Annotated in this window: 3 protein-coding genes; all 3 read left to right on the top strand. The window is 74.1% G+C overall.

Features of this window, described 5'->3' with window-relative positions:
• Positions 1-38 precede the first annotated feature (38 nt).
• The 3 genes from P3T35_RS23125 to P3T35_RS23135 are packed head-to-tail and all read left to right on the top strand — an operon-like array spanning position 39 to position 26,783.
• On the top strand, positions 39-9,461 hold the full coding sequence (locus P3T35_RS23125) for a type I polyketide synthase (protein ID WP_180356276.1): 9,423 nt from the start codon (positions 39-41) through the stop codon (positions 9,459-9,461).
• A 40-nt stretch (positions 9,462-9,501) separates the two neighbouring features.
• On the top strand, positions 9,502-20,574 hold the full coding sequence (locus tag P3T35_RS23130) for a type I polyketide synthase (RefSeq protein WP_101378595.1): 11,073 nt from the start codon (positions 9,502-9,504) through the stop codon (positions 20,572-20,574).
• Between the two features lie 53 nt (positions 20,575-20,627).
• Entirely contained in the window at positions 20,628-26,783 is a 6,156-nt protein-coding gene (locus P3T35_RS23135; protein ID WP_101378594.1) for a type I polyketide synthase, read from the top strand.
• The last annotated feature ends 75 nt before the right edge of the window (positions 26,784-26,858 follow it).

Here is a 26,858-nt window from a genome sequence, read left to right on the forward strand (position 1 = left end):
AATCGATTTCCCTGGCTGCTCAAAGGGGCTGACGGTAAGTGGTGAACGAAGAGAAGTACCTGGACTACCTCCGGAAGGCGACGGCGGACCTGCGCCAGACCCGCCGCCGGCTGCACGAGGTGGAGGCCAAGGACCACGAGCCGATCGCGATCGTCGCGATGAGCTGCCGGTTCCCCGGCGGGGTCCGCAGCCCCGAGGACCTGTGGCAGCTGGTGGCCGACGGCGGCGACGCGGTCGGCGAGTTCCCGGCCGACCGCGGCTGGGGGCTCGCCGCTGAGCCCGACCCCGCCGAGATGTCCGTCGTCCGTCGCGGCGGCTTCCTCGACGAGCCCGGGCAGTTCGACGCGGGCTTCTTCGGCATGTCGCCGCGCGAGGCACTGGCCACAGACCCGCAGCAGCGGTTGCTGCTGGAGACCTCCTGGGATGCCTGCGAGCGCGCCGGCATCGACCCGGCCTCGCTCAAGGGCAGCCGGACCGGCGTCTTCGTCGGCGCCGCCTCGTCCAGCTACGGGGCCGGCGTCACCCGGTTCCCGGACGGCCTCGGCGGCCTGATGCTGACCGGCAACGCCCTCTCGGTGGCCTCCGGCCGGATCTCCTACACGCTCGGCCTGGAGGGCCCGGCGGTCACCGTCGACACCGCCTGCTCGTCCTCGCTGGTGGCGCTGCACCTGGCCGTTCAGTCGCTGCGTCGGGGCGAGTGCACGCTCGCCCTGGCCGGGGGCGCGGCCGTGATGTTCACCCCCGGCATGTTCCAGGAGTTCGGCCGCCAGCGTGCCCTCGCCGCCGACGGCCGCTGCAAGGCGTTCGCGGCCGCCGCCGACGGGACGGGCTGGGCCGAGGGCGTCGGGCTGCTGCTGGTCGAGCGGCTCTCGGACGCCCGCAGCAACGGGCACCCGGTGCTCGCGGTGGTGCGCGGCACGGCGGTCAACCAGGACGGCGCGAGCAACGGCCTCACGGCACCGAACGGCCCGTCCCAGCAACGGGTGATACGCGCGGCACTCGCCAACGCCCGACTGACGGCGGAGCAGGTCGACCTGGTGGAGGCGCACGGCACCGGAACCACGCTCGGCGACCCGATCGAGGCGCAGGCGCTGATCAACACCTACGGACGTGAGCACACCCCCGAACGGCCGCTCTGGCTAGGCTCGTTGAAGTCGAACATCGGCCACGCCCAGTCGGCGGCCGGCGTCGGCGGGGTGATCAAGGCGGTCATGGCGATACGGCACGGACTGCTGCCGAAGACTCTGCACGTGGACGCGCCCTCGCCGCACATCGACTGGTCGGCCGGGGCCGTGGCGCTGCTGACCGATACCCGACCCTGGCCGGAGACCGGCGAGCCTCGCCGGGCCGGCGTTTCCTCGTTCGGACTCAGCGGCACCAATGCCCACGCGATACTGGAGCAGGCACCGGAACCCGAGGCCGTGGCCGAGCCGGAGAACGGAGTGCAGCCCGAGCCGGTGCTGCGGACCGCCGGCCTGCTGCCCTGGTCGCTGTCCGCGCGCACCGCCGACGCCCTGCGGGCCCAGGCGGAGCAGCTGCGGGCCCACCTGGCCGAGCACCCGGACCTTGACCCGGCCGATACCGCGCTCTCGCTCGTTGGCACCCGTGCGGTCTTCGAACACCGGGCGGTGCTGCTCGCCGACCGGCGCGAGGACTTCCTCAAGGGCCTGGACGCTCTTGCCTCGGGCACCTCGGTGAACGGGCTCGTACGGGGGGTGGCCGGCTCCCGGGGCAGGCTGGCCTTCGTCTTTCCGGGGCAGGGTGCGCAGTGGGTCGGCATGGGGGTCGAACTACTGGACGCTTCACCGGTGTTCGCCGATCGGATGGCGGAGTGTGCGGCGGCGTTGGCGCCGTTCGTCGACTGGGACCTGCTGGAGGTGCTGCGCGGGGACGGGGCCGAGCTCGAACGCGTGGACGTGGTGCAGCCGGTGCTGTTCGCGGTGATGGTCTCGCTGGCGGAGGTCTGGCGCTCGTTCGGCGTGCAGCCGGCCGCCGTGGCGGGGCACAGTCAGGGTGAGATCGCGGCGGCCTGTGTGGCGGGTGCGCTGTCGTTGGCGGACGCGGCCCGGGTGGTGGCGCTGCGCAGTAAGGCCCTGCAAGCGATCGCCGGACGCGGCGGCATGGTCTCCGTCGCGCTGCCCCAGGACGGGGTGCGTGAGCTGCTCACACCGGGACTGTCGATCGCGGCGATCAACGGCCCTGCCACGGTGGTGGTTTCGGGTGACACCGGGGAACTGGACCAGCTGCTGGCCCGCTGCGAGGCGGACGGCGTGCGAGCCCGGCGGATCTGGGTCGACTACGCCTCGCACTCCGCCCACGTCGAGGCGCTGGAGGCCGCACTCCTGGACGCACTACGCCCAGTCACGCCGTGCGCCGCGCAGGTGCCGTTCTACTCCACCGTGACCGGCGGCCTACTCGACACCGAGCAGCTGGACGCCGCGTACTGGTACCGCAACCTTCGAAGCACCGTCCAACTCGGCGCGGCTGTTTCGCAGTTGATCTCTTCGGGGCACACCCGCCTCGTGGAGGTCAGCCCGCACCCGGTGCTCACCATGGCCCTGCAGGAGAGTCTCGACGCGGCCGATCTACCGGCTGAGCAGCCGAGTTGCGTGGTCGGCACGCTCCGCCGCGACGACGGCGGAGCCCGCCGGGTGCTCACCTCCGTCGCCGAACTCCACACCGGTGGTGGGGCGGTGGACTGGCGCGGCCTGTTCACCGGCACGCCGGCCCAGCCCGTGGAGCTGCCGACCTATCCCTTCCAACGGCAGCGGTACTGGCTCCAGGACGTCCCCGCCACCGAGGCGGACGAGGTCCGGCTGGAACCCGTCGGCGACACCCGCTTCTGGGACGCCGTCGAGCGGGCCGACCTCACCACCCTCGCCGGGGCCCTGGAGCTCACCGAGACGGAGGCTCTCGGCGGCCTGCTGCCGGCGCTGACCTCGTACCGGGCCCGCAGCCGCAGCTGGTCGGAGACCGAGCGGTGGCGCTACCGGGTGTCCTGGCGGCCGCTGGACCTGGCAGGCGTTCCCGAGCTCCCCGGCCGCTGGATCGTCGCACTCCCGGAAACCGTCCCCGACGGCCTGTCGGAGCTGGTCGCCGAGTTCGAACGCCGGGGCGCGGTGCTGGTGTCGGGCGGACCGGCCGCCGTGCGCGAGGCGCTGGACGACGCGACGACCGGCGTGCTGTCGCTGCTCGCGTTGGACGAGCGGCCGCACTCCGAGCATCCGCAGCTGTCGGCGGGCTTCGCCGCGACGCTCGCGCTGGCCGGCGCCGGGCTGCCGGTACCGGTGTGGTGCGTGACTCGCGGCGCGGTGTCGACCGGCCGCTCGGACCGGTTGGCGGCACCCGTGCAGGCGATGGCCTGGGGCCTGGGCCGGGTGGCCGCCCTGGAGACCCCGCGTTCCTGGGGCGGGCTGATCGACCTCCCCGAGCAGGTGGACCGGCGTGCGGTCGCCCGCCTGCTGGCCGTACTCGCCGCCGGGGTCGAAAGCGCCCGGTCTGAGGACGCCCGGACTGAGGACCAGGTGGCCGTGCGCGGCTCCGGCGTCTTCGGGCGGCGCCTGGTGCGCGCCGACTCCGGGCAGCTCGTCGACTGGCGCCCGCGCGGCACGGTGCTTGTCACCGGCGGCACCGGCGGCCTCGGCGCGCAGGTCGCCCGCTGGCTCGCCGGGTCGGGCGCCGAGCGGTTGGTGCTGACCAGCCGTCGCGGCCCGGCCGCGCCCGGCGCCGCCGAGCTGGCCCAGGAACTGCGCGCGCTGGGCGCGGAGGTGGCGATCGAGGCGTGCGACCTGGCAGACCGCGCGGCCGTGGCCGACCTGCTGGACCGCTGGCCGGTGTCGGCAGTGGTGCACGCGGCGGGTGTCACCCTCGCGGCGCCGCTCGCCCGGACCGGTCTCGCCGAAGCAGCGCAGGTGATCGCGGGCAAGGCCGTCGGCGCCGCGCACCTGGACGAGCTGCTCGGCGACCGGCAGCTGGACGCGTTCGTCGTCTTCTCATCGATCTCCGGCGTCTGGGGTGGCGGTGACCAGGGCGCGTACGCGGCCGGGAACGCCTTCCTCGACGCGCTGGTCCAGGCCCGCCGGGCCCGCGGCCTGGCCGGCACGGCCGTCGCCTGGGGCCCGTGGGCTGAGGTCGGCATGGCCACCCGCGACGGCGCCGGCGAGCAGCTGGCCCGGCGCGGCTTGCCCGCGATGGCACCGGAGTCCGCGATCGCCGCACTGCAGCAGGCACTCGCAGCCGGCGAGGAGACTCTCACCGTCGTCGACGTCGACTGGGCCCGGTTCGCGCCGGCGTTCACATTGACCCGCCCCAGCGCGCTGCTCGGCGACCTGCCGGAGGTCCGTCGAGCCCTGGAGCAGGCGGCACCCGCGGCCGACCCGGCCGACACCGGCGCCCGGCTGCGGCGTGAGCTCGCCCCGCTCGCCGAGGCCGAACGCGAGCACCGCCTGCTGGAGTTGGTCCGCAGCCACGCGGCCGCTGTGCTCGGCCACGCGTCGGCGGCGGAGCTGGAACCCGGCCGGGCCTTCCGCGAGTTGGGCTTCGACTCGCTGACCGCGGTCGACCTGCGCAACCGGCTCACCGCCGAGACAGGTCTGCGGCTGCCCGCGACGCTGGTCTTCGACTACCCGACCCCCACCGTGGTCGCCCGCCACCTGCGCGACGAGCTGCTGGGCGCGGCCGTCTCTGCCGGCAACCACATGCCGGTCGCTGCCGTCGCCGCCATCGATGACGAGCCGATCGCGATCGTCGCCATGAGCTGCCGTCTTCCTGGCGGGGTGCGCAGCCCCGAGGAGCTGTGGCGGCTGGTCGTCGCCGGTGGTGACGCGATCGGCGGCTTCCCGGCCGACCGTGGCTGGAACCTGGCCGAGCTCTACGACCCCGACCCCGAGCACCCCGGCACGAGTTACGCCCGCGAGGGCGGCTTCCTCTACGACGCGAGCCTGTTCGACCCGGGCTTCTTCGGCATGTCGCCGCGCGAGGCGCTGGCCACCGACCCGCAGCAGCGGCTGCTGCTGGAGACCGCCTGGGAGGCGTTCGAACGGGCGGGGATCCGGGCGGACACGGTCAAGGGCGAGCAGATCGGGGTCTTCGTCGGCGCCGGTGCATCCGGGTACGGGACCAGCCTCGCCAGCGTCCCCGAGGGCGTGGAGGGGTACCTGCTCACCGGCAACGCCAGCAGCGTCGCCTCAGGCCGACTGGCCTACACCTTCGGGCTCGAAGGGCCGGCGGTGACGGTGGACACGGCGTGCTCCTCCTCGCTGGTGGCGCTGCACCTGGCGGTGCAGTCGCTGCGCCGGGGCGAGTGCGGCATGGCGCTGGCCGCCGGCGTGGCGGTGATGTCCACGCCGATGGCCTTCGTGGAGTTCAGCCGCCAGGGCGGACTCTCCTCGGACGGCCGCTGCAAGGCCTTCGCGGCGGCGGCGGACGGGACCGGCTGGGCGGAGGGCGCCGGGGTGCTGCTGCTGGAGCGGCTCTCGGACGCGGAGCGCCACGGGCACCCGGTGCTGGCGGTGGTGCGAGGCACGGCGGTGAACCAGGATGGTGCGAGCAACGGCCTGACCGCGCCCAACGGTCCCTCCCAGCAGCGGGTGATCCGAGCCGCGCTGGCCAACGCCGGTTTGACGGCCGACCAGGTCGACGCGGTGGAGGCGCACGGTACGGGCACCCGGCTCGGCGACCCGATCGAGGCGCAGGCGCTGCTGGCCACCTACGGGCAGAACCGGCCCGCCGAACGGCCGCTGTGGCTCGGCACGCTGAAGTCCAACCTCGGCCACACCCAGGCGGCTTCGGGCATCGCCGGGGTGATCAAGACGGTGCTGGCCATCGAGCACGGGGTGCTGCCGCAGACCCTGCACGTGGACGAGCTGACGCCGCAGGTCGACTGGTCGGCGGGCGAAGTGCGGCTGCTGGCCGAGGCGGTGGACTGGCCGGAGAGCGGCAGGCCGCGGCGGGCGGGCGTGTCCTCGTTCGGGGTCAGCGGGACGAACGCCCACGCGATCATCGAGCAGGCACCGGCCGTCCTGGACGCTCCGGCCACGCCGACCCGTGAGGTCACGCCGCTGGTGGTGTCGGGGCGCAGCGCGGCGGCGTTGCGGGCACAGGCCGATCTCCTGCGTGAACTCTTCGACGGAAAGACTTCGTTGGCGGACGGCGGCTTCTCGTTGGCGGCCGGGCGTGCGGTGTTCGAGCACCGCGCGGTCGCCCTGGAGCCGGAAGCGCTGGCGGCGCTCGCGCTGGGCGACGAGGCGCCGGGGCTGGTCCGGGGCGTCGCGGCGGCCGGCCGGACGGCGTTCCTCTTCACCGGCCAGGGGGCGCAACGCCCGGGTATGGGAAGAGACTTGTACGCGGCGTTCCCGGTGTTCGCGGAAGCCTTCGACGCGGTGTGCGCACGGATGGACGCCGAGCTCGAACGGCCACTACGGGAGGTGGTGTTCGGCGACAGTGAGGTGATCCACCAGACTGCGTACACCCAACCGGCGCTGTTCGCCCTGGAAGTGGCGCTGTACCGGTTGCTGGAGTCCTTCGGCTTGATGCCGGACGCCCTCATCGGCCACTCGGTCGGTGAGATCGCCGCCGCACACGTGGCAGGTGTCTTCTCGCTGGACGACGCCTGCCGGCTGGTGGCGTCCCGCGGTCGCCTGATGCAGCAACTTCCCCCCGGTGGTGCGATGGTGGCCGTGGCGGCGACTGAGGCCGAGATTCTGGAGTACGGCCTCGACGAGGGCGTGGCCATCGCGGCGGTGAACGGTCCGCGTTCGGTGGTGCTGTCCGGCGACGAAGGCGGCGTACTGGAGTTGGCGGCCCACTGGGAGGGGTTGGGTCGAAAGACTAGGCGTTTGCGGGTCTCGCATGCGTTTCACTCTCCTGCTATGGACGGGATGCTGGCGGAGTTCGCCGAGGTGGTGCGCGGGTTGGACCTCGCCGCGCCGAGCCTCGCGCTGGTCTCCAACCTCAGCGGCCGCCTCGCGACCGCCGAGGAACTCCGCGACCCGGACTACTGGGTGCGGCACGTCCGCGAGGCGGTCCGCTTCCACGACGGCGTCCAGGCGCTCGAAGCAGCCGGCGTCACCCGCTTCCTGGAGCTGGGCCCCGACGGCGTGCTGACCGCGCTCACCGAGGACGGCCTGTCCACCGCCCCGAGCGTCGTCACCACCGCCCTGCGCAAGGACCGCTCCGAGCCGACCGCGTTCTTCTCCGCGTTGGCCGAGCTGTACGTGGACGGCGCCACCGTCGACTGGACCCGCGCCTTCCCCGGTGCCCACCGGATCGACCTGCCCACCTACCCGTTCCAGCGCGAGCGCTACTGGTTGGAGGCCCCCGAGTCCGAGGCTCGGCCCGCCGACGTCGCCGGGGTGGACACCGAGTTCTGGGAGCTCGTCGACCGCGCGGACGCTGCCGAACTCTCCAACTCCCTCCAGTTGGACGCCGACCGCCCGCTCAGCGAGCTGCTGCCCGCCCTCGCTGCCTACCGTCACCGACGACGTGAGCAGAACGAGCTCGACAGCTGCCGCTACCAGATCGACTGGGCGGCGCTGCCCGAACCCGCCACTACCGCACTCCACGGCACCTGGGCCCTGGTGCTGGATCAGGCCGCCGCTGCCGACCCGGCGGTCACCGCCATCGAGGCGGGCCTGGTGCGGCACGGCGCCCACGTAGTCCGCCTCGTGCTTCCCGCGGACGCCGAGCGTGCCGGCCTCACTGCGCTGCTGCGCACCGAGCTGGCCGACGCCGACCTCAACGGCATTGCCGCACTCGTGGGTTGGGAAGACGGTGCGGCTCCCGAGCAGGCCGCGCGGAGCCTCACGCTGACCATCACCATGCTCCAAGCCCTGGGCGACGCCGGACTCGCGGCGCCGTACTGGGCGGTCACCCGTGGCGCGGTGTCGACGGGGCACGCGGACCGGTCGGCCGACCCCGGTCAGGCGGCGCTCTGGGGTCTGGGTCGGGTCGCGGCGCTCGAACTTCCCTCCTCCTGGGGCGGTTCGGTCGACCTGCCGCCGACCCTGGACGAACGCGCGGCGTCCCGCCTGGTCGCGGTCCTCGCGGGTGGGGCCGAGGACCAGGTCGCCGTACGCGGGGCGGGCCTGCTGGGACGCCGCCTGGCGCGTGCCACCACCGGCCCGAAGGCGCAGGCCTGGCACCCGTCCGGCACGGTCCTGGTCACCGGTGGCACCGGCGCCCTGGGCGCCGAGGTCGCCCGCTGGCTGGCCGCCAACGGCGCCGAGCGTCTCGTCCTGGCCGGCCGGCGCGGCCTCGCGGCCCCCGGCGCGGCCGAGCTGCTGTCCGAGCTGTCCGCGACCGGGACGGAAGTGCTGGTCGAAACAGTGGATGTGACGGAGCGTCAAGCACTTGCCGACCTGCTTTCCCGGATCCCGGTGACGGCCGTCGTCCACACCGCGGGAGTGCTCGAAGACGGCGTGCTGGACGGCCTGACCCCCGAGCGCGTGTCGACCGTGCTGCGCCCGAAGGTCGACGGCGCCTGGAACCTGCACGAGCTGACCCGCGAGCTGGAGTTGGATGCCTTCGTGCTGTTCTCCTCCCTCGCCGGCACCACCGGTGGGGCAGGCCAAGCGAGTTACGCCGCCGCGAACGCCTACCTGGACGCACTCGCCGAGCACCGGCACGGCCTCGGCCTGCCGGCGACCGCGATCGCCTGGGGCCCGTGGGCCGGCGCCGGCATGGCCGCCGACCACACGGTGGCGGACCGGCTGCGGCGCGGCGGCCTGCGGCCGATGGCGCCCGAGCGGGCGCTGGCCGCGCTCGGCGCGGCGCTCGGGCACGGGGACGTCACCGTCGCGGTCGCCGACCTCGACTGGTCGCACTTCGCGCCGGCCCACTGCAAGGACCGGCCCGGCCGCCTGCTCGACACGCTGCCGGAGGCCCGGCGCGCGCTCGAAGGGGCAGGCCGCGAACAGACCGCCGACGGGCCGTCCGACGCCCCGTCGCTGCGCACCAAGTTGGCCGGCCTGCCGCCGGCCGACCAACTCCGGTTGCTGACCGACCTGGTGCGCACCAAGGTCGCCACCGTGCTGGGCCACCGCACGGCGGAGGCGGTCGACTCCCGGCGCGCCTTCCGCGAGCTCGGCTTCGACTCGCTGACCGCCGTCGAGTTGCGCAACCGACTGGCGGCCGCGACCGAGGTCCGGCTGCCCGCCACCCTGGTCTTCGACCACCCGACCCCGGCCGAACTCGCCCGCCGGCTGCACACCGAACTCGCGCCCGGCGGGGTTCCCGCCGGCACCGCGCTGCTCGGCGAGCTGGACCGGCTCGATACGGCTCTGGCCGCGCTCGACGCCGAGGACCCCGACCGGGCGCAGATCGCCACCCGGCTGCAGACCCTGCTGCTCAAGTGCGGCGGCTCGCGGTCGGAAACGGCGACCAACGCGGTCGCGAACCAGATCCAGTCGGCTTCGTCCGACGAGATTTTCGACTTCATCGACAAGGAGCTCGGGTTCTCCTGAGCCGGTGCCTTCCGATCTCCGAGGAGCCCTGACCAGTCCCATGGGTGACACACGTACGAACGAGGAGAAGCTCCTCGACTACCTGAAGCGCGTCACGGCGGATCTGCACCAGACCCGCGAGCGCCTGCTGGCGGTCGAGTCGGGCGAGCCGGAGCCCATCGCGATCACCGCGATGAGCTGCCGGTTCCCCGGTGGGGTGCAGACCCCGGAGGAGCTCTGGCGGCTGGTTGCCGACGGCGTCGACGCCGTCTCGGACTTCCCGGCCGACCGAGGCTGGGACCTGGACGCGCTGCACGACGCCGACCCGGAGCAGTCCGGTACCAGCTACACCCGTGAGGGCGGGTTCCTGGCCGATGCGAGCCGGTTCGACGCCGACTTCTTCGGCATTTCGCCGCGCGAGGCGCTGGCCATGGACCCGCAGCAGCGCCTGCTGCTGGAGACCTCCTGGGAGGCGATCGAGCGCGCGGGCATCGACCCGGCCGCGCTGCGCGGCAGCCGCACCGGCGTCTTCGCCGGCACCAACGGCCAGGACTACTCGATGCTGCTGCTGGCCAACCCGGAGGGCCTCGACGGCCACGAGGGCACCGGCAACGCGGCGAGCGTGGTCTCCGGCCGGATCTCCTACACGCTCGGGCTGGAAGGCCCGGCCGTCACCGTCGACACCGCCTGCTCCTCCTCGCTGGTCGCGCTGCACCTCGCCGTGCGGGCGCTGCGGGCGGGGGAGTGCGACCTCGCGCTGGCCGGCGGTGTCACCGTGATGTCCACGCCCGCCGCCTTCGTCCAGTTCAGCCGCCAGCGCGGGCTGGCCGCTGACGGCCGCTGCAAGCCGTTCGCGGCCGCGGCCGACGGCACTGGTTGGGGCGAAGGCGTCGGCGTGCTGCTGCTGGAGCGGCTGTCGGACGCGCGCCGAAACGGGCACCCGGTGCTGGCAGTGGTGCGCGGCAGCGCGGTCAACCAGGACGGCGCCAGCAACGGCCTCACCGCGCCGAACGGCCCGTCCCAGCAGCGCGTCATCCGGCAGGCGCTCGCCGACGCGCGTCTGACGGCCGCCGAGGTGGACGCCGTCGAGGCGCACGGCACCGGGACCACGCTCGGTGACCCGATCGAGGCGCAGGCGCTGCTCGCCACCTACGGGCAGCACCGGGAGGCGGCTCCGCTCCGGCTCGGTTCGGTCAAGTCCAACCTCGGGCACACCCAGGCAGCGGCCGGTGTCGCCGGGGTGATCAAGACGGTCATGGCGATGCGGCACGCCCTGCTGCCGAAGACGCTGCACGTGGACGTGCCCACGCCACACGTCGACTGGTCGGCGGGTTCCGTGGAGCTGCTGACCGAGGCCGTGCCGTGGCCGGAGACCGGCCGGCCGCGGCGCGCGGCGGTGTCCTCCTTCGGCATGAGCGGTACCAACGCCCACGTGATCCTTGAGCAGGCCCCCGTCGAGGAGTCGGCCGAGCCCGGCGAACCGATGACCTTCCCGGTGCCCTGGCCGCTGTCCGCCCGTGGCGCCGACGCACTGCGCGCCCAGGCGGCCCGGCTGCGCGCGCACCTGGTGGACCGGCCGGAGCTGCCGCTCCCCGAGGCCGGGCGCACACTCGCGGCCGGTCGGGCGGCGTTGGACCACCGGGCGGTGCTGCTGGCCGCGGACCGGCCCGGCGCGCTGGCGGCGCTGGGTGCGCTGGCGGCGGGTGAGCCGGCGCCTGGTGTGGTGCAGGGCGTGGCGGCCGGTGAGCGGGACCGGGTGGTGTTCGTGTTCCCGGGGCAGGGTGCGCAGTGGGCCGGCATGGCGGTCGAACTGCTGGACATCGAACCGGTGTTCGCGGCGCGGATGGGTGAGTGCGCGGCGGCGCTGGCGCCGTTCGTGGACTGGGACCTGTTCGAGGTACTGCGCGGGGACGGTGCCGTGCTCGGACGCGACGATGTGGTGCAGCCGGTGCTGTTCGCGGTGATGGTGTCGCTGGCGGAGCTCTGGCGCTCCTACGGCGTCACGCCCGCGGCGGTCGTCGGGCACAGCCAGGGTGAGATCGCTGCCGCGTGTGTGGCCGGCGCACTGTCGCTGGAGGACGCGGCCCGGGTGGTGGCGCTGCGCAGCCGGGTCCTCCGAGCGATCGCCGGCCGAGGCGGTGTGGTCTCCGTCTCGCTGCCCCAGGACCGGGTGCGCGAGATGCTGATCTCTGACCTGACAGTGGCGGCCGTCAACGGCCCTGCAACGGTGGTTGTTTCGGGCGAGAACTCGGCGCTGGACGCACTGCTGGCCCGCTGCGAGGCAGAGGGCGTGCGGGCCCGGCGGATCCCGATGGACTACGCCTCGCACTCCACGCACGTGGAGGCGGTGGAGGCCGAACTCCTGGACGTGCTGCGGCCGATCACGCCGCGTACCTCGCAGGTGCCCTTCTACTCCACCGTCACCGCCGGCCTGTTCGACACCGCCCAGCTGGACGCCGCCTACTGGTACCGGAACCTCCGCCGGCCCGTCCAACTCGAAGCAGCGATTCGCACGTTGATCGAAGACGGCTTGGACGCCTTCGTCGAGGTCAGCCCGCATCCCGTGCTCACCATGGGACTCCAGGAGACCGCGCCCGACGCGGTCGTCAGCGGCACCCTGCGCCGCAACGAGGGCGGCCTGGCCCGCTTCCTGACCTCCGCCGCCGAACTCCACGTCAGCGGCGTCCCCGTCACCTGGCGGTTCCCCGAGGGCACCCGCCGCGTGGACCTGCCCACCTACGCCTTCCAGCGCACCCGCTACTGGCCCCAGCCCGCACCCGCCGCCGTCCACCAGGACCCCGCCGACGCGCGCTTCTGGGCGGCGGTGGAGAGCGCCGACACCGACGCCCTCGCGCGCACCCTGGCCGTGCGGAGCGCCGAGCAGCGCGCCTCGCTCGACACCCTCCTCCCGACCCTGGCCGACTGGCACCGGGCGCGCCGCGACCACGCCACGGTCGAAGACTGGCGCTACCGGATCGGCTGGCAGCCGCTGGCCGAGCCCGACCCGGTCGTACTGACCGGAACCTGGCTCGCGGTCGTCCCGGCCGCCCTGGCCGAGGACGAGCAGACGGCCGCGGTCCTCGCCGGTCTCGAACGTCGCGCGAACGTCACGCCACTCGTCACCGACGCGACCGACCGCGCGGCGCTCGCCGAGCTGCTGAGCAAGGCCGCGGCCGGGGCGGCCGTCAGCGGTGTGCTGTCGCTGCTCGCGCTCGACGAGTGCCCGCATCCCGACCAGCCGTCCGTCCCGCGCGGCCTGGCCGGCAGCGTGGCCCTCACTCAGGCGCTGGCCGACGCCGGAATCGGCGCGCCGCTCTGGTACGCCACCCGCGGCGCCGTCGGTACCGGGCGCGCCGAGGTGGTGCGCAGTGCCGTGCAGGCGATGGTCTGGGGCTTCGCCCGGATCGCCGCGCTAGAAATCCCGGAGCGCTGGGGCGGCCTGATCGACCTGCCCGAGCAGTTCGACGAACGCGCCGCCACCCGACTGGCCGCCGTGCTCGGCGGCCTGGACGAGGAGGACCAGGTAGCGCTGCGGCCCGCCGGCCTGCTCGGCCGCCGTCTGGAGCGCTTCCCGATGGCGGCACCGGCCCGCGACTGGCGCCCGCGCGGCACCGTGCTGGTCACCGGCGGCACCGGGGCGCTCGGCGCGCACGTGGCCCGCTGGCTGGCCGCCCGTGGCGCCGAGTACCTGCTGTTGGCCGGCCGGCGCGGCCCCGCGGCCCCGGGCGCGGACGAACTGCGCAAGGAACTGGCCGAGTTGGGCGCGGAGGTGACCATCGCCGCCTGCGACGTTTCCGACCGCGCCGCGCTCGCCGAACTGCTCGCGACCGTGCCCGCCGAGCACCCGCTGACCGCCGTGGTGCACACCGCCGCCATGCTGGACGACAGCCTGGTCGAGTCGCTGACGGTCGACCAGATCGACCGGGTGCTGCACGCCAAGGTCGACGCTGCCGTCCACCTGGACGAGCTGACCCGCGAGCTGGACCTGGACGCGTTCGTGCTCTTCTCGTCCACGGCCGGCACCCTGGGTGGCAGCGGCCAGGGCAACTACGCACCCGGCAACGCCTTCCTGGACGCGCTCGCCCAGCAGCGCCGAGCCCAGGGACTGCCCGCCACCTCGATCGCCTGGGGCCCGTGGGCCGACGGCGGCATGGCCGAAGGCCGGATCGGCGACCGGCTCAGCCGCCACGGTGTCGCCGCGCTGCGGCCGGCCCTGGCCGTCACCGCTCTCCAGCAGGCGCTGGACCAGGACGACACCTACCTCGCGCTGATCGACATCGACTGGGAGATGTTCACCCCCGCCTTCACGTCGACCCGCACCAGGCCGGTGCTGCGCGGCATCCCCGAGGCCACCCGTAGCCCGGCAGCCGGCACGGCCCACGGCGCGCCCGCCGACGACTCATCGGACCTCGCGGCCAAGCTGGCGGGGCTGTCCGACGCCGACCAGCGGCGCGCGCTCCTGCAACTCGTCCGGGTCTACGTGGCGGGCGTGCTCGGCCATGTCGGCCCCGAAGCGGTCGAACCCGGGCGGACCTTCCGCGAGCTGGGCTTCGACTCGCTGACCGCCGTCGACCTGCGCAATGGCCTGAGCCGGGCCACCGGCCTGCGGCTGCCCGCCACCCTGGTCTTCGACCACCCGACCCCGAACGCGCTGGCCGACCAGCTGCGCTCGGAACTCGTCGGCAGCAGTACCGCCCCCGTGATCGCGGTGGCAACGAGCAGCGACGAGCCGATCGCGATCGTCGCGATGAGCTGCCGGTTCCCGGGCGGTGTCAGCACCCCCGAGGAGTTGTGGCAGCTGCTGGCAGCCGGCGGTGACGCCATTTCCGCCTTTCCGACCGACCGCGGCTGGGACCTCGACGGCGGCTATGACGCCGACCCCGACAAGGTCGGCACCTTCTACACCCGCGAGGGCGGGTTCCTGGCTGACGTGAGCCGGTTCGACGCCGACTTCTTCGGGATCTCGCCGCGCGAGGCGCTGGCCATGGACCCGCAGCAGCGCCTGCTGCTGGAGACCTCCTGGGAGGCGATCGAGCGCGCGGGCATCGACCCGGCCGCGCTGCGCGGCAGCCGCACCGGCGTCTTCGCCGGCACCAACTACCAGGACTACGGCCACCGTCCGCTCGCCTCCACCCAGGGGGCCGAGGGCTACCTCGGCACCGGCAACTCGGCCAGCGTGATGTCCGGCCGGATCTCCTACACGCTCGGCCTGGAAGGCCCGGCCGTCACCGTCGACACCGCCTGCTCCTCCTCACTGGTCGCGCTGCACCTCGCCGCCCAGTCGCTGCGGTCGGGGGAGTGCGACCTGGCCCTGGCCGGCGGCGTGACGGTGATGTCGACCCCGAGCCTGTTCGTCGAGTTCAGCCGCCAGCGCGGCCTCGCTCCGGACGGGCGCTGCAAGCCGTTCGCCGCCGCGGCCGACGGCACCAGCTTCGCCGAGGGCCTCGGGCTGCTCCTGGTCGAGCGGCTGAGCGACGCGGAGCGCAACGGCCACCCGGTGCTCGCCGTGCTGCGCGGCAGCGCCGTCAACCAGGATGGTGCGAGCAACGGCCTGACCGCGCCCAACGGCCCTTCGCAGCAGCGGGTGATCCGCGCGGCGCTGGCGAGCGCCGGGTTGACGGCGGACCAGGTCGATGCCGTTGAGGCACACGGGACCGGGACCGCGCTGGGTGACCCGATCGAGGCCCAGGCGATTCTCGCCACCTACGGCCAAGGCCGGGACGCGGCACCGCTGCGGCTCGGTTCGGTCAAGTCCAACCTCGGGCACACCCAGGCCGCGGCCGGTGTCGCGGGCGTGATCAAGATGGTGCTGGCCATGCGGCACGGGCTGCTGCCCAAGTCGCTGCACTTGGACGCGCCCTCCCCGCACGTCGACTGGTCGGCGGGCAGCGTCGAGCTGCTCACCGAGAACACGCCCTGGCCACAGGCCGGACGGCCGCGCCGGGCCGGCGTCTCCTCCTTCGGGATCAGCGGCACCAATGCGCACGTGATCCTGGAGGATGCCCCGGCGCAGGCCCTGGACGAGGCCGGACCGGGCACGCCCGACGCGCTGCCCTGGGTGGTTTCCGGTACCTGTGCCGACGCACTGCGAGCGCAGGCCGAGCGGCTGCACGCCCACCTTTCCGGCCGGCCCGACCTGGACCCGGTCGGAGTCGGGCAGACGCTCGCCACCGCACGCTCGGCCTTCGCGCACCGCGCGGTGGTCGTGGCGGACGGGCGGGAGGCACTGCTCGGCGGGCTGGCGGCGGTCGCCGCTGGGGGGCCGGCGCCTGGTGTGGTGCAGGGTGTGGCGGCCGGTGAGCGGGACCGGGTGGTGTTCGTCTTCCCGGGGCAGGGTGCGCAGTGGGCCGGTATGGCGGTCGAACTGCTGGACGCCTCGCCGGTGTTCGCGGCGCGGATGGGTGAGTGTGCGGCGGCGCTGGTGCCGTTCGTCGACTGGGACCTGTTCGAGGTGCTGCGCGGCGACGGCTCAGACCTGGAGCGCGTGGACGTGGTGCAGCCGGTGCTGTTCGCGGTGATGGTGTCGCTGGCGGAGCTGTGGCGCTCGTACGGCGTCGAGCCGTCGGCGGTGGTGGGCCACAGCCAGGGTGAGATCGCGGCCGCCTGCGTTGCCGGCGCGCTCACGCTGGAGGACGCTGCCCGGGTGGTGGCGCTGCGCAGCAAGGCTCTCCAAGCGATCGCCGGACGCGGTGGCATGGTGTCGGTGGCGCTTCCGCTGGCCGATGTTCACGCGTTGCTCACCGGCGGTCTGTCGGTCGCCGCTGTCAACGGCCCTGCAACGGTGGTGGTTTCGGGTGACACCGGGGAGCTGGACGCGCTGCTGGCCCACTGCGAGGCGGACGGTGTGCGGGCCCGGCGGATCCCGGTGGACTACGCCTCGCACTCGGCCCACGTCGAGGCGCTGGAGGCCGAACTCCTGGACGTGCTGCGGCCGATCACGCCGCGTGCCGCTACCGTGCCGTTCTACTCCACCGTCACCGCCGGCCGGCTCGACACCGAGCAGCCGGACGCCGCCTACTGGTACCGCAACCTCCGCCAGACCGTTGAACTCGAAGCAACCGTCAGCAAGTTGACCTCCGACGGACACACCGTGTTCGTCGAGGTCAGCCCGCACCCCGTGCTCACCATGGCACTCCAGGAGACCGCGCCCGAGGCCGTCGTCACCGGCACCCTGCGCCGCAACGAGGGCGGTCCGGCCCGCTTCCTGGCCTCTGCCGCCGAACTCCAGGTCAACGGTGTGTCCATTGACTGGCGGTTCCCCGACGGCACCCGCCGTGTCGAGCTGCCGACCTACGCCTTCCAGCGCACCCACTACTGGCTCGAGGCGCTCACCTCCTTCGCCGGTGACGTCACTGCGGTCGGCCTCGGTTCGCCCGACCACCCGCTGCTCGGCGCCTGGGTGCCGCTGCCCGAGACGGACGGGTTCCTCTTCACCGCCAGCCTGTCCGTGCAGACCCACCCCTGGCTTGCCGACCACGCCGTGCACGGCTCGCTGCTGCTGCCCGGCACCGCGTTCCTGGAGCTGGCGGTGCGAGCCGCCGACCAGGTCGGTTGCGGCCAGGTGACGGAACTGACGCTGATGGCTCCGCTGCTGCTGCCGGAGCACGGTGCAGTGCAGATCCAGCTGACGGTCGGCGGCCCGGACGAGAGCGGGAACCGTCACCTGAGCCTCTACGGGCGTCCGGCGGACGCCGCGCCCGAGCAGCCGTGGACCCAGCACGCCGACGGGGTGCTCGCCCCGGGCACGGCTGAGGCGGCGCCTGACGCCGGTTCGGCCGCCTGGCCGCCGGCCGGGGCCGAAGCCGTCCCGGTTGACGGCTTCTACGACCGCCTGGCCGAGACGGGCTTCGCCTACGGCCTGTCGTTCCAGGGCCTGCGGGCCGCCTGGCGGCGGGACGGGGAGCTGTTCGCCGAGGTGGCGCTGCCCGCCGAGCAGGAGGAGGCGGCCGCCCGGTTCGGCCTGCACCCCGCGCTGCTGGACGCCGCGCTGCATGCCATGTTCCTGCGCGGCACGGACGACTCGGCAGCCGACGGGGACGCCGGGCAGGGTTGGCTGCCGTTCTCCTGGACCGGTGTCCGGCTGCACGCCACCGGAGCGACCGCGCTGCGGGTGCACCTCGCCCCGGCAGGTGCGGACGGCATGGCGGTCTCGGTCACCGACCCCACGGGCCGTCCGGTCGCCGCAGTGGACTCACTGGTCTGCCGCCCGGTCGTCGCCGACCAGCTGCGGGCCCCCGGCAACGCGCCGGCACAGGACGCGCTGTTCCAGGTCGACTGGCTGCCGCTGGATCACCCGGAGGCGGCGCCGCTCGGCTCGGTCGCGGTCCTCGGCGAGCCCGGCCTGCTGCCCGCCGGCCTCGGCGCACCCGTCGCCGACCTGGCCGGGCTCCACGCCGAGCACCAAGTGGTGCTGGCCGTAGGCCCGTTCAACACGCTGCCGGCCACGGCCGACCCGGCGCAGCGAGTCCATGACGCCACCCACCGCGTGCTCGCGCTGCTCCAGTCATGGCTGGCCGAGCCCCGGTTCGAGGAATCGCGACTGGTCTTCGCGACCCGGGGCGCCGTTCGCGTCGTGCCCGGCGAGACGATCGCCGACCTGGCCGACGCCGCGGTCTGGGGCCTGGTCCGCTCAGCCCAGTCCGAGCACCCCGGCCGCTTCCTGCTGCTGGACCTCGACCGGCCGGACCTCGACGCGGTGAGTGACCTGCCGAGCGTGCTCGGTGCGGCCCTCGCTTCGGCCGAGCCGCAACTCGCGGTGCGCGACGGCCGGCTGCACGCTGCCCGGCTGGTCAAAGCGGACCTCGGGTCGCCGGAGCTCCCGGCCGGCCCGTGGCGGCTCGATATCCGGCAGACCGGCAAAGTGGAGAACCTCGCCTACCTGCCCTGCCCCGAGGCCGCAGCGCCGCTGGGCCCGGGGCAGGTGCGGATCGCGGTGCGAGCGGCCGGTCTGAACCTCCGCGACGTGGTGCCCGCCCCCGGAATGGTCCCGGACCAGCACACCGTGGGCAGTGAGGGCGCCGGCGTGGTCACCGAGGTCGGCCCCGGCGTGACCGGGCTGGTCGTCGGAGACCGGGTGTTCGGCCTGTTCTCCGGTGCGTTCGGCCCGCTGGCCGTCGCCGACCACCGGACCGTCACCCGGATGCCCGAAGGCTGGTCGTTCGCTCAGGCCGCCTCGGTCAGCGTGGTCTTCCTGACCGCCTACTACGCCCTGACCGACCTCGCCGCGATCCGCCTCGGCCAGCGGCTACTGGTCCACTCGGCGGCCGGCGGGGTCGGCATGGCGGCGGTCCAGCTGGCCCGGCACCTTGGCGTCGAGGTGTTCGGCACGGCGAGCGAGGGCAAGTGGGAGGCACTGCGCCGACTGGGCCTGGACGAAGACCACCTGGCCTCATCTCGCGCCCTCGACTTCGAGCAGAAGTTCCTGAAGACCACCGGCGGCCATGGCATGGACGTCGTCCTCAACTCGCCGGCCCGCGAGCTCGTGGACGCGAGCCTGCGACTGCTGCCCGGCGGTGGCCACTACCTGGAGATGGGCAAGTCCGACAAGCGCCCCGCCGAGCAGGTCGCCGCCGAGTACCAGGGCGTCGCCTACCGCGACTTCGACCTGGTCGAGGCCGGCCCCGAGCGGATCCGGCAGATGCTGGCCGAGTTGCTCGCACTCTTCGAAGCCGGCGTGCTTCAGCCGCTCCCGGTCACTGCCTTCGACATCCACCACGGCCCAGAGGCGTTCCGCTACCTCAGCCAGGCCCGCCACCGCGGCAAGGTCGTGCTGACCATCCCGGCGCCGCTCGACCCGCAGGGCACCGTGCTGCTCACCGGCGGCACCGGCGTGCTCGGCAGCCTGCTGGCCCGCCACCTGGTAACCGAATACGGCATCACCAGGCTTCTCCTGACCAGTCGGCAGGGATCCGCGGCGCCCGGTGGGGCCGAGCTGCGTGCCGAACTGGCCGAGCTGGGGGCCGAGGTGGCGATCGTGGCCTGCGACACGGCCGACCGCGAGGCCCTGGCCGGGCTGCTCGCGAGCGTGCCCGCCGAGCACCCGCTCACCGCCGTGGTGCACGCCGCCGGCGTGCTCGACGACGGCACCATCGCCTCCCTCACCCCCGACCGGCTCGACGCCGTGCTGCGGCCCAAGGTCGACGCCGCACTCAACTTGCACGAACTCACCCGCGAGCTCGACCTTGCCGCTTTCGTCCTGTTCTCCTCCGCCGCGGCCGTCTTCGGCGGCGCCGGCCAGGGCAACTACGCCGCGGCGAACGCCTTCCTGGACGCGCTGGCCCAGCGTCGCCGTGCCGAAGGTCGCCCCGGGAGCTCGCTGGCCTGGGGCCTGTGGCAGCAACGCAGCGCAATGACCGGCGAGTTGGACGAGACGGATGTCCGGCGCATCGCGCGGTCCGGCCTTACCGAGCTCAGCACGGCGGACGGCCTGGCACTCTTCGACGCCGCGCTCCCGGCGGCCGAGGCGCTGCATGTCGCCACCCGGATCGACCTGCCCGCGCTGCGTGCCCAGGCGCGCAGCGGCCCGGTCCCGCACCTGCTGCGCGCGCTCGCCGGCCGGCCCGCCCGCCGCGCCGCCGAGAGGGCGGACGCCGCACCGAGCGACAACGGTGCGCTGCGGGAGCGCCTCGCCCGCCTGACCGCTACCGAACGGTTCGACGCGCTGCAGGAGTTGGTGGTGCAGCACGTGGCCACCGTGCTCGGCCACGCCTCTACCGAGGCGGTGTCGCCCGGGCGGGCGTTCAAGGAACTCGGCTTCGACTCGCTGACCGCCGTGGAACTGCGCAACCGGCTCAGCGTCGCGACCGGTCTGCGGCTGCCCGCCGTGCTGGTTTTCGACCACCCGAGCCCGGCGGCGCTCGCCGAGCATCTGCTCGACGAGCTGCTGCCGGCCTGGGAAACCGGGGACGCACCGCGGCTGCTCGCCGAGCTCGACCGGCTCGACCCGCTGCTGCCGGGCGCGATCGCCGACGCCGACACCAGGACCCTGGTTGCCACCCGGCTGCGCGAACTCCTCGAGCAGCTCGGCGAGCCGGTGGCGGACGCGTCGGCCGCGATCGCCGACGAGGAGCGGATCGTCTCCTCCTCCGACGACGAGCTGTTCGCCTACATCGACAACGAACTCGGCATCTCCTGAGTCCTCCTCAGGCCCCTACGAACGTCGGATCCCCAGAAAGCGACGGACAGCCGGTGAGCGAGACCAAGCTCCGCGACTACCTCAACCGTGTGACCACCGATCTGACCCGCACCAGGCAGCGCCTGACCGAGGTCGAGGCGAAGCGGCACGAACCGATCGCCGTGGTGGCCATGAGCTGCCGCTACCCGGGCTCGGTCGACACCCCCGAGCAGCTGTGGGATCTGCTCGCTGACGGGCGCGACGCGATCGGTCCTTTCCCGACGGACCGCGGCTGGGACCTGGACGGTCTCTTCGACCCCGACCCGGACCGGCCGGGCACCAGCTACGTCGCCGAAGGCGGATTCATCGACGGTGCCGCGCAGTTCGACCCGGCGTTCTTCGGCATCTCACCGCGCGAGGCGCTGGCCATGGATCCGCAGCAGCGGGTGCTGCTGGAGGCTTCCTGGGAGCTGCTGGAACGCGCCGGCATCGACCCGCTGTCGGTGCGCGGCAGCCGTGGCGGGGTCTTCGTCGGGGCCGTGTACCAGGGGTATGCCGCTCTGGGCGCGGCGGGCGCCGACGGTGTCGAGGGGCACCTGCTGACCGGCAAGGCGCCCTCGCTGCTGTCCGGGCGGATCGCCTACACCCTGGGCCTGGAGGGCCCGGCGCTGACCGTGGACACGGCCTGTTCCTCCTCGCTGGTCGCGCTGCATCTTGCGGCGCGGGCGCTGCGCGAGGGGGAGTGCGAGTTCGCGCTGGCCGGTGGTGTCGCGGTGATGGCGGCGCCGGGCACGTTCACCGAGTTCAGCCGCCAGCGCGGGCTCGCCCGCGACGGCCGCTGCAAGCCATTCGCGGCCGCTGCAGACGGGACCGGCTGGTCGGAGGGCGTGGGCTTGCTGCTTCTGGAGCGCCTCTCGGACGCGCGACGGCTGGGGCACCAGGTGCTCGCGGTGGTGCGCGGCAGCGCGGTCAACCAGGACGGCGCCAGCAACGGCATGACCGCCCCCAGCGGCCCGGCCCAGCAGCGGGTGATCCGCCAGGCGCTGGCCGACGCGCAGCTGACGGCCGACCAGGTGGACGCTGTCGAGGCACACGGGACCGGGACCCCGCTCGGCGATCCCATCGAGGCCCAGGCGATCCTCGCCACCTACGGGCAAGCGAGGCAGGTGCCGCTCCTGCTGGGCTCGATCAAGTCGAACATCGGACACAGCCAGGCCGCGGCCGGGGTCGCCGGCGTGATCAAGACGGTGCTCGCGATGCGGAACGAACTGCTGCCGCGGACCCTGCACGTCGACGCGCCGTCGCCGCACGTCGACTGGTCGGCCGGGCAGGTGGCGCTGCTCACCGAGGCGCAGCCGTGGCCGGACACCGACCGGCCGCGCCGGGCCGGCGTGTCCTCCTTCGGGATCAGCGGCACCAATGCCCACGTGATCCTGGAAGCCGCGCCGGCCGCCGAACCGCCCGTCGCCGACGCCGCGCCGGCCGTCACCCCGTGGCTGCTCGCCGCGCGTACCCGCGAGGGGCTGCGCGCCCAGGCCCGGCGGCTGCGCGACCGGGTGAGCGGCGAGCTCGCCGCGAGCGATGCGGAGATCGGCCGGACGCTGGCCACCGGCCGCGCCGCGCTGGAGCACCGGGCGGTGCTGCTCGGCGAGGGCCGGACCGGTCAACTGGACGCCCTGGAGGCGTTGGTGGCGGACCGGCCCGACCAGGCAGTAGTCGCCGGGGCCATCGGCCCGGCAGGCGTTCGCACCGCCTTCCTGTTTGCCGGCCAGGGCTCGCAGCGGGCCGGCATGGGGCGCGAACTGTACAAGAACTTCGCGGCCTACGCGGCGGCCTTCGACGAGGCCGCCGAGCACTTCACCGGGCGGCTCGACCGGCCGTTGCGCGAGGTGGTGTTCGATGAGCCGCAGTCGCTGGCGCGCACCGAGTACGCCCAGCCCGCGCTCTTCGCGCTCGAAGTCGCCCAGTTCCGGCTGCTGGAGTCCTGGGGCGTGCGGCCGGACATCCTGCTCGGCCACTCGGTCGGTGAGATCGCGGCGGCCCACGTGGCTGGGGTGTTCTCGTTGGACGACGCGTGCCGGCTGGTCGCCGCGCGCGGCCGGCTGATGCAGGAACTGCCGGCCGGCGGTGCGATGCTGGCTGTGCAGGCGACCGAGGACGAGGCCCGAGCCCAACTGGCCGGCCGCGAGCACCTGGTGGGGATCGCTGCGGTCAACAGCCCGACTGCGACGGTGCTTTCGGGGGTCGAGGCCGTGGTGTCGGAAATGGCCGAGTACTGGGCCGGGCGAGGACGCAAGACGCACAGGCTGGCCGTGGGCCACGCCTTCCACTCCCCGCTGATGGACCCGATGCTCGACGCGTTCCGCACGGTCGCCGCCGGGTTGAGCTACGCGGCGCCCGCGATGCCGCTGGTGTCCGGGGTCACCGGCGGCCCGGCCGGTGACGCCGAGCTGGGCGATCCCGAGTACTGGGTGCGCCAGGTCCGCGCGACCGTCCGGTTCGCCGACGGCGTGCGGACGCTGCGTGGGCGCGGCGTGGGCACGTTCCTTGCCCTCGGGCCGGACGGCACGCTCGCCGCGCTGGCCGGCGACTGCCTCGCCGGTGAGTCGGGTGGGAGGTTCGGCTTGCTCACCGTGGTCCGCCGTGACCGCCCGGAAGTGACCACCGCCGTCACCGCACTGGCCGAACTCCACGTGCGCGGCGTGCCGGTGAACTGGGGTGCCGTGTACGGCGGTGGCGGGCAGCCGCCGGTGGACCTGCCGACCACCGCCTTCCAGCGCGAGCGCTACTGGTTGGCGGCTCCCACCCACCTCGGCGACCCGGGCGCGCTCGGCGTGGCGCCGGGCGGCCACCCGCTGCTCGGCGGGATCGTCGCCCTGGCCGAGGGCGACGGCCTGCTGCTGACCGGCCGGCTGTCGGTACGGGACCAGCCCTGGCTGGCCGACCATGTGCTGCACGGCACACCGGTCTTGCCGGGCACGGCCTTCTTGGAGATGGCGGTGCACGCTGGTGAGCAGGTCGGCTGCCGGAAGGTCGTCGAGCTGATCCTGGGGACACCGCTGGTGCTGCCCCCCCGCAGTCAGGTCCAGGTCCAGGTGGTGGTGGGCGCGCCGGACGAGACAGGGGCGCGCAGCGTCACCGTGCACTCCCGCCCGCAGGAGGCGGCGACGGACCAGCCGTGGACCCGGCACGCCGTCGGGACACTCGCCCCGGCGACCCGCCCCGGCGCGGTGGACGCCTCCACCCAGGAGTGGCCGCCGGCCGGTGCCGAGCTGCTGGACGTGGCGGACTTCTACGCCCGGTACGCCGACCGCGGCCTCGACTACGGGCCCGCGTTCCGGGGTGTCACCGCGCTGTGGCGGCGGGGTGCGGAGCTGTTTGCAGAGGTCGAGCTGCCCTCGGACCAGCACGCGGTGGCCGGCCGGTTCGTCCTGCACCCCGCGCTGCTGGACGCCGCAGTGCAGACCGTCGCGGAGAGCGCCGTCGCCACCGCCGACCACGGCGACGGCGCCGCGACCCTGCTGCCGTTCAGCTGGCGCGGCTTCGAGCTCGGCGCCGTCGGGGCGACCGGACTGCGGGTGCGGCTGAGGGTGCTCGGCGACGCGGAGATCGCGCTCGCCCTGGCCGACCCGGCCGGACAGCCGGTGGCCGAGCTGGAGTCGCTCGCCCTGCGTCCGGCCCGGGCCGAGGCGGCCATGGCGGTGCGGCCGACCGGGCCGGACGCGCTGTTCGGGCTCGACTGGGTGCCTGCCGAGCCGTCGGACCAGGGGGCGCAGACCGGCCGTTGGGCGGTACTGGGCCGTGACGGGCTCGGGCTGGCCGGAGCACTGGCCGAGGGCGGCGTCGAGCCGGAGGCGTACGCGGACCTCGCCGCGCTCGCAGAGGCGGTCTCGCTGGGGCTGCGGCTGCCGGAGACGGTGGCCGTGGCGCTCGACCAGGCGGAGCCGACGGCGGTGGGGGTGCGGGCTGCGGCCGGGCAGGCCCTGCAGCTGGTGCGGGAGTGGCTGGCGGATGACCGGTTCGCGCAGGCGCGGCTGGTGCTGGTGACCTCGGGCGCGGTGGCGGTCGACGGTGCGGACGTCGGCGATGTGGCCGGCGCGGCCGCCTGGGGCCTGGTGCGTTCGGCGCAGTCGGAGCATCCGGGGCGGTTCGTGCTGGTGGACGCGGAGAGCGGGTCGTTGTCCCGGGTACCGGTCGCGGTGGGCACGGGTGAGCCGCAGCTGGTGCTGCGGGCGGGTGTGGTGCGGGCGGGTCGGCTGGTGCGGGTGTCGCTCGGCGAGCCTGCGGGGCCGGTGTGGGATCCGGCGGGCGTGGTGCTGGTGACGGGTGCGGCCGGCGGGTTGGGTTCGCTGGTGGCGCGTCATCTGGTGGTGCGGCACGGGGTGCGGCGGTTGCTGCTGCTGGGTCGTCGCGGGGTGCCTGCCGAACTGTGTGCCGAGCTCGCGGAGTTGGGTACCGAGGCGGTGTCGGTGGCCTGTGACGCAGCCGATCGTGCGGCGCTGGCCGAGGTGTTGGCGGGTGTGGAGCTGAGCGGCGTGGTGCATGTCGCGGGTGTGCTGGACGACGGTGTGGTGGAGTCGATGGACGCCGAGCGGATCGACACGGTGTTCAGGCCGAAGGTCGACGCGGTGTTGAACCTGCACGAGTTGACGCGTGATCAGAAGCTTTCGGCGTTCGTGTTGTTCTCCTCCCTCTCGGGTACCTTCGGTGGCACCGGCCAGGCCAACTACTCGGCTGCGAACGCGTTCCTGGACGCCCTCGCGGCCCACCGCCGGGCCCAGGGCTTGCCGGCCCAGTCGCTGGCCTGGGGCCTGTGGGCCGAAGGCAGCGCCATGACCGAGAAGTTGGGGGCTGGCGACCTCACCCGCATGGGGCGCTCCGGAATCCTGCCGCTCGCCCCCGACCAGGGTCTGGCACTCTTCGACGCTGCCCTCGCCACCGACCGCACCGTCCTGCTGCCCGTCCGCCTCGACCTTGCCGCACTGCGGGCCCTGCCCACCGAACCACCTGCCCTGCTGCGCGGCCTGGTCGGTGGCGGCGCCCGCCGGACTGCCGGTTCGCGGCAGCCGTCCTCGGCCGATCTGCGGCCCCGGCTCGCCGCCCTGGCACCGTCGGAGCGGGCCGCCGCACTGCTGGAACTGGTCCGTGGCCAGGCCGCTGCCGCGCTCGGTCACCCCACCGCGGCAGCGGTCGAGGCGGACCGCGGCTTCCTGGAGTCGGGCTTCGACTCGCTCACCGCCGTCGAGTTCCGCAACACGCTGGCCGCCGCGACCGGGCTCCGGCTGCCCGCCACGCTGGTCTTCGACCACCCGTCGCCGACCGAGCTGGCCTCCTACCTGGACGGTGAACTCGGTCCCGGCACCGCCGAGTCGGGCGCACTGGTCGTCGCGACCGGGTCGGCCGCAGACGAACAGGACACCCTCGGGGCGCTCTTCCGCGAGGCCTCCAAGTCCGGCAAGGGAAAGGAGGGCGTCGACCTGCTACTCGCCGCGGCTGCGCTGCGGGACAGCTTCGCGTCGCCGTCCGAGCTCGAGCACGCTCCGCAGCCGGTCAGACTGGCTCGCGGTGAGCGTCACCCGGTCCTGCTCTGCTTCGCCTCGATCGTGGCTTTGGCGGGCGTGCACCAGTACGCGCAATTCGCCGCACCGTTCCGCGGCGAGCGCGAGGTGGCGGCGCTGCCCGCTCCGGGCTTCGCCCGGGGCCAGAGCCTGCCCGCGACCCCGGAGGCGTTGATCGACCTGCAGACACGGACGGCGCTGAGTTACGCGGACGGCCACCCGGTGGTGCTGCTCGGCTCCTCGGCCGGCGGCATGCTCGCACACGCCGTCGCCGGCCGACTCGAGGAACTCGGCACGCCGGCCGCCGGCGTAGTGCTGCTGGACAGCTACCTGCCGGGTGCCGAGTCGCTGCTGAGATTCGAGGACTTGCTGCTGGACGGCATGTACGAGCGCTCGGCTCTGGTCGCGATGGACGCGGCCCGGATGTCCGCGATGGGCTGGTACATCGGGCTGTTCGGCACCTGGAGGCCCGCGCCGATCGCCGCGCCCACCCTACTGGTGCGCGCCTCGCAGCCGCTCGGCGACGCCGAGGTCCGGCGGACCGACTGGCAGGCGTCCTGGCTCGGCACGGAACGCGTGGTGGACGTCCCGGGCGACCACTTCACCATGATGGAGCGGCACGCCCCCACGACCGCCCGCGCGGTCCAGGACTGGTTGTACGAACTCGGCTGACAGCCCGAAGGCGGTGACCGACCCGGTCACCGCCTTCGGGCTGTCCGGCCCGCCCGCGCGGGCCGCCAGGGGAAG

It is taken from the genome of Kitasatospora sp. GP30 (assembly GCF_029892145.1).
In the GTDB taxonomy this organism is placed as follows: Bacteria; Actinomycetota; Actinomycetes; order Streptomycetales; family Streptomycetaceae; genus Kitasatospora; species Kitasatospora acidiphila.

Excerpts from the sequence above, each read along its gene's own strand:
- P3T35_RS23130 (WP_101378595.1), top strand. The coding sequence starts at position 9,502 with ATGGGTGACACACGTACGAACGAGGAGAAGCTCCTCGACTACCTGAAG.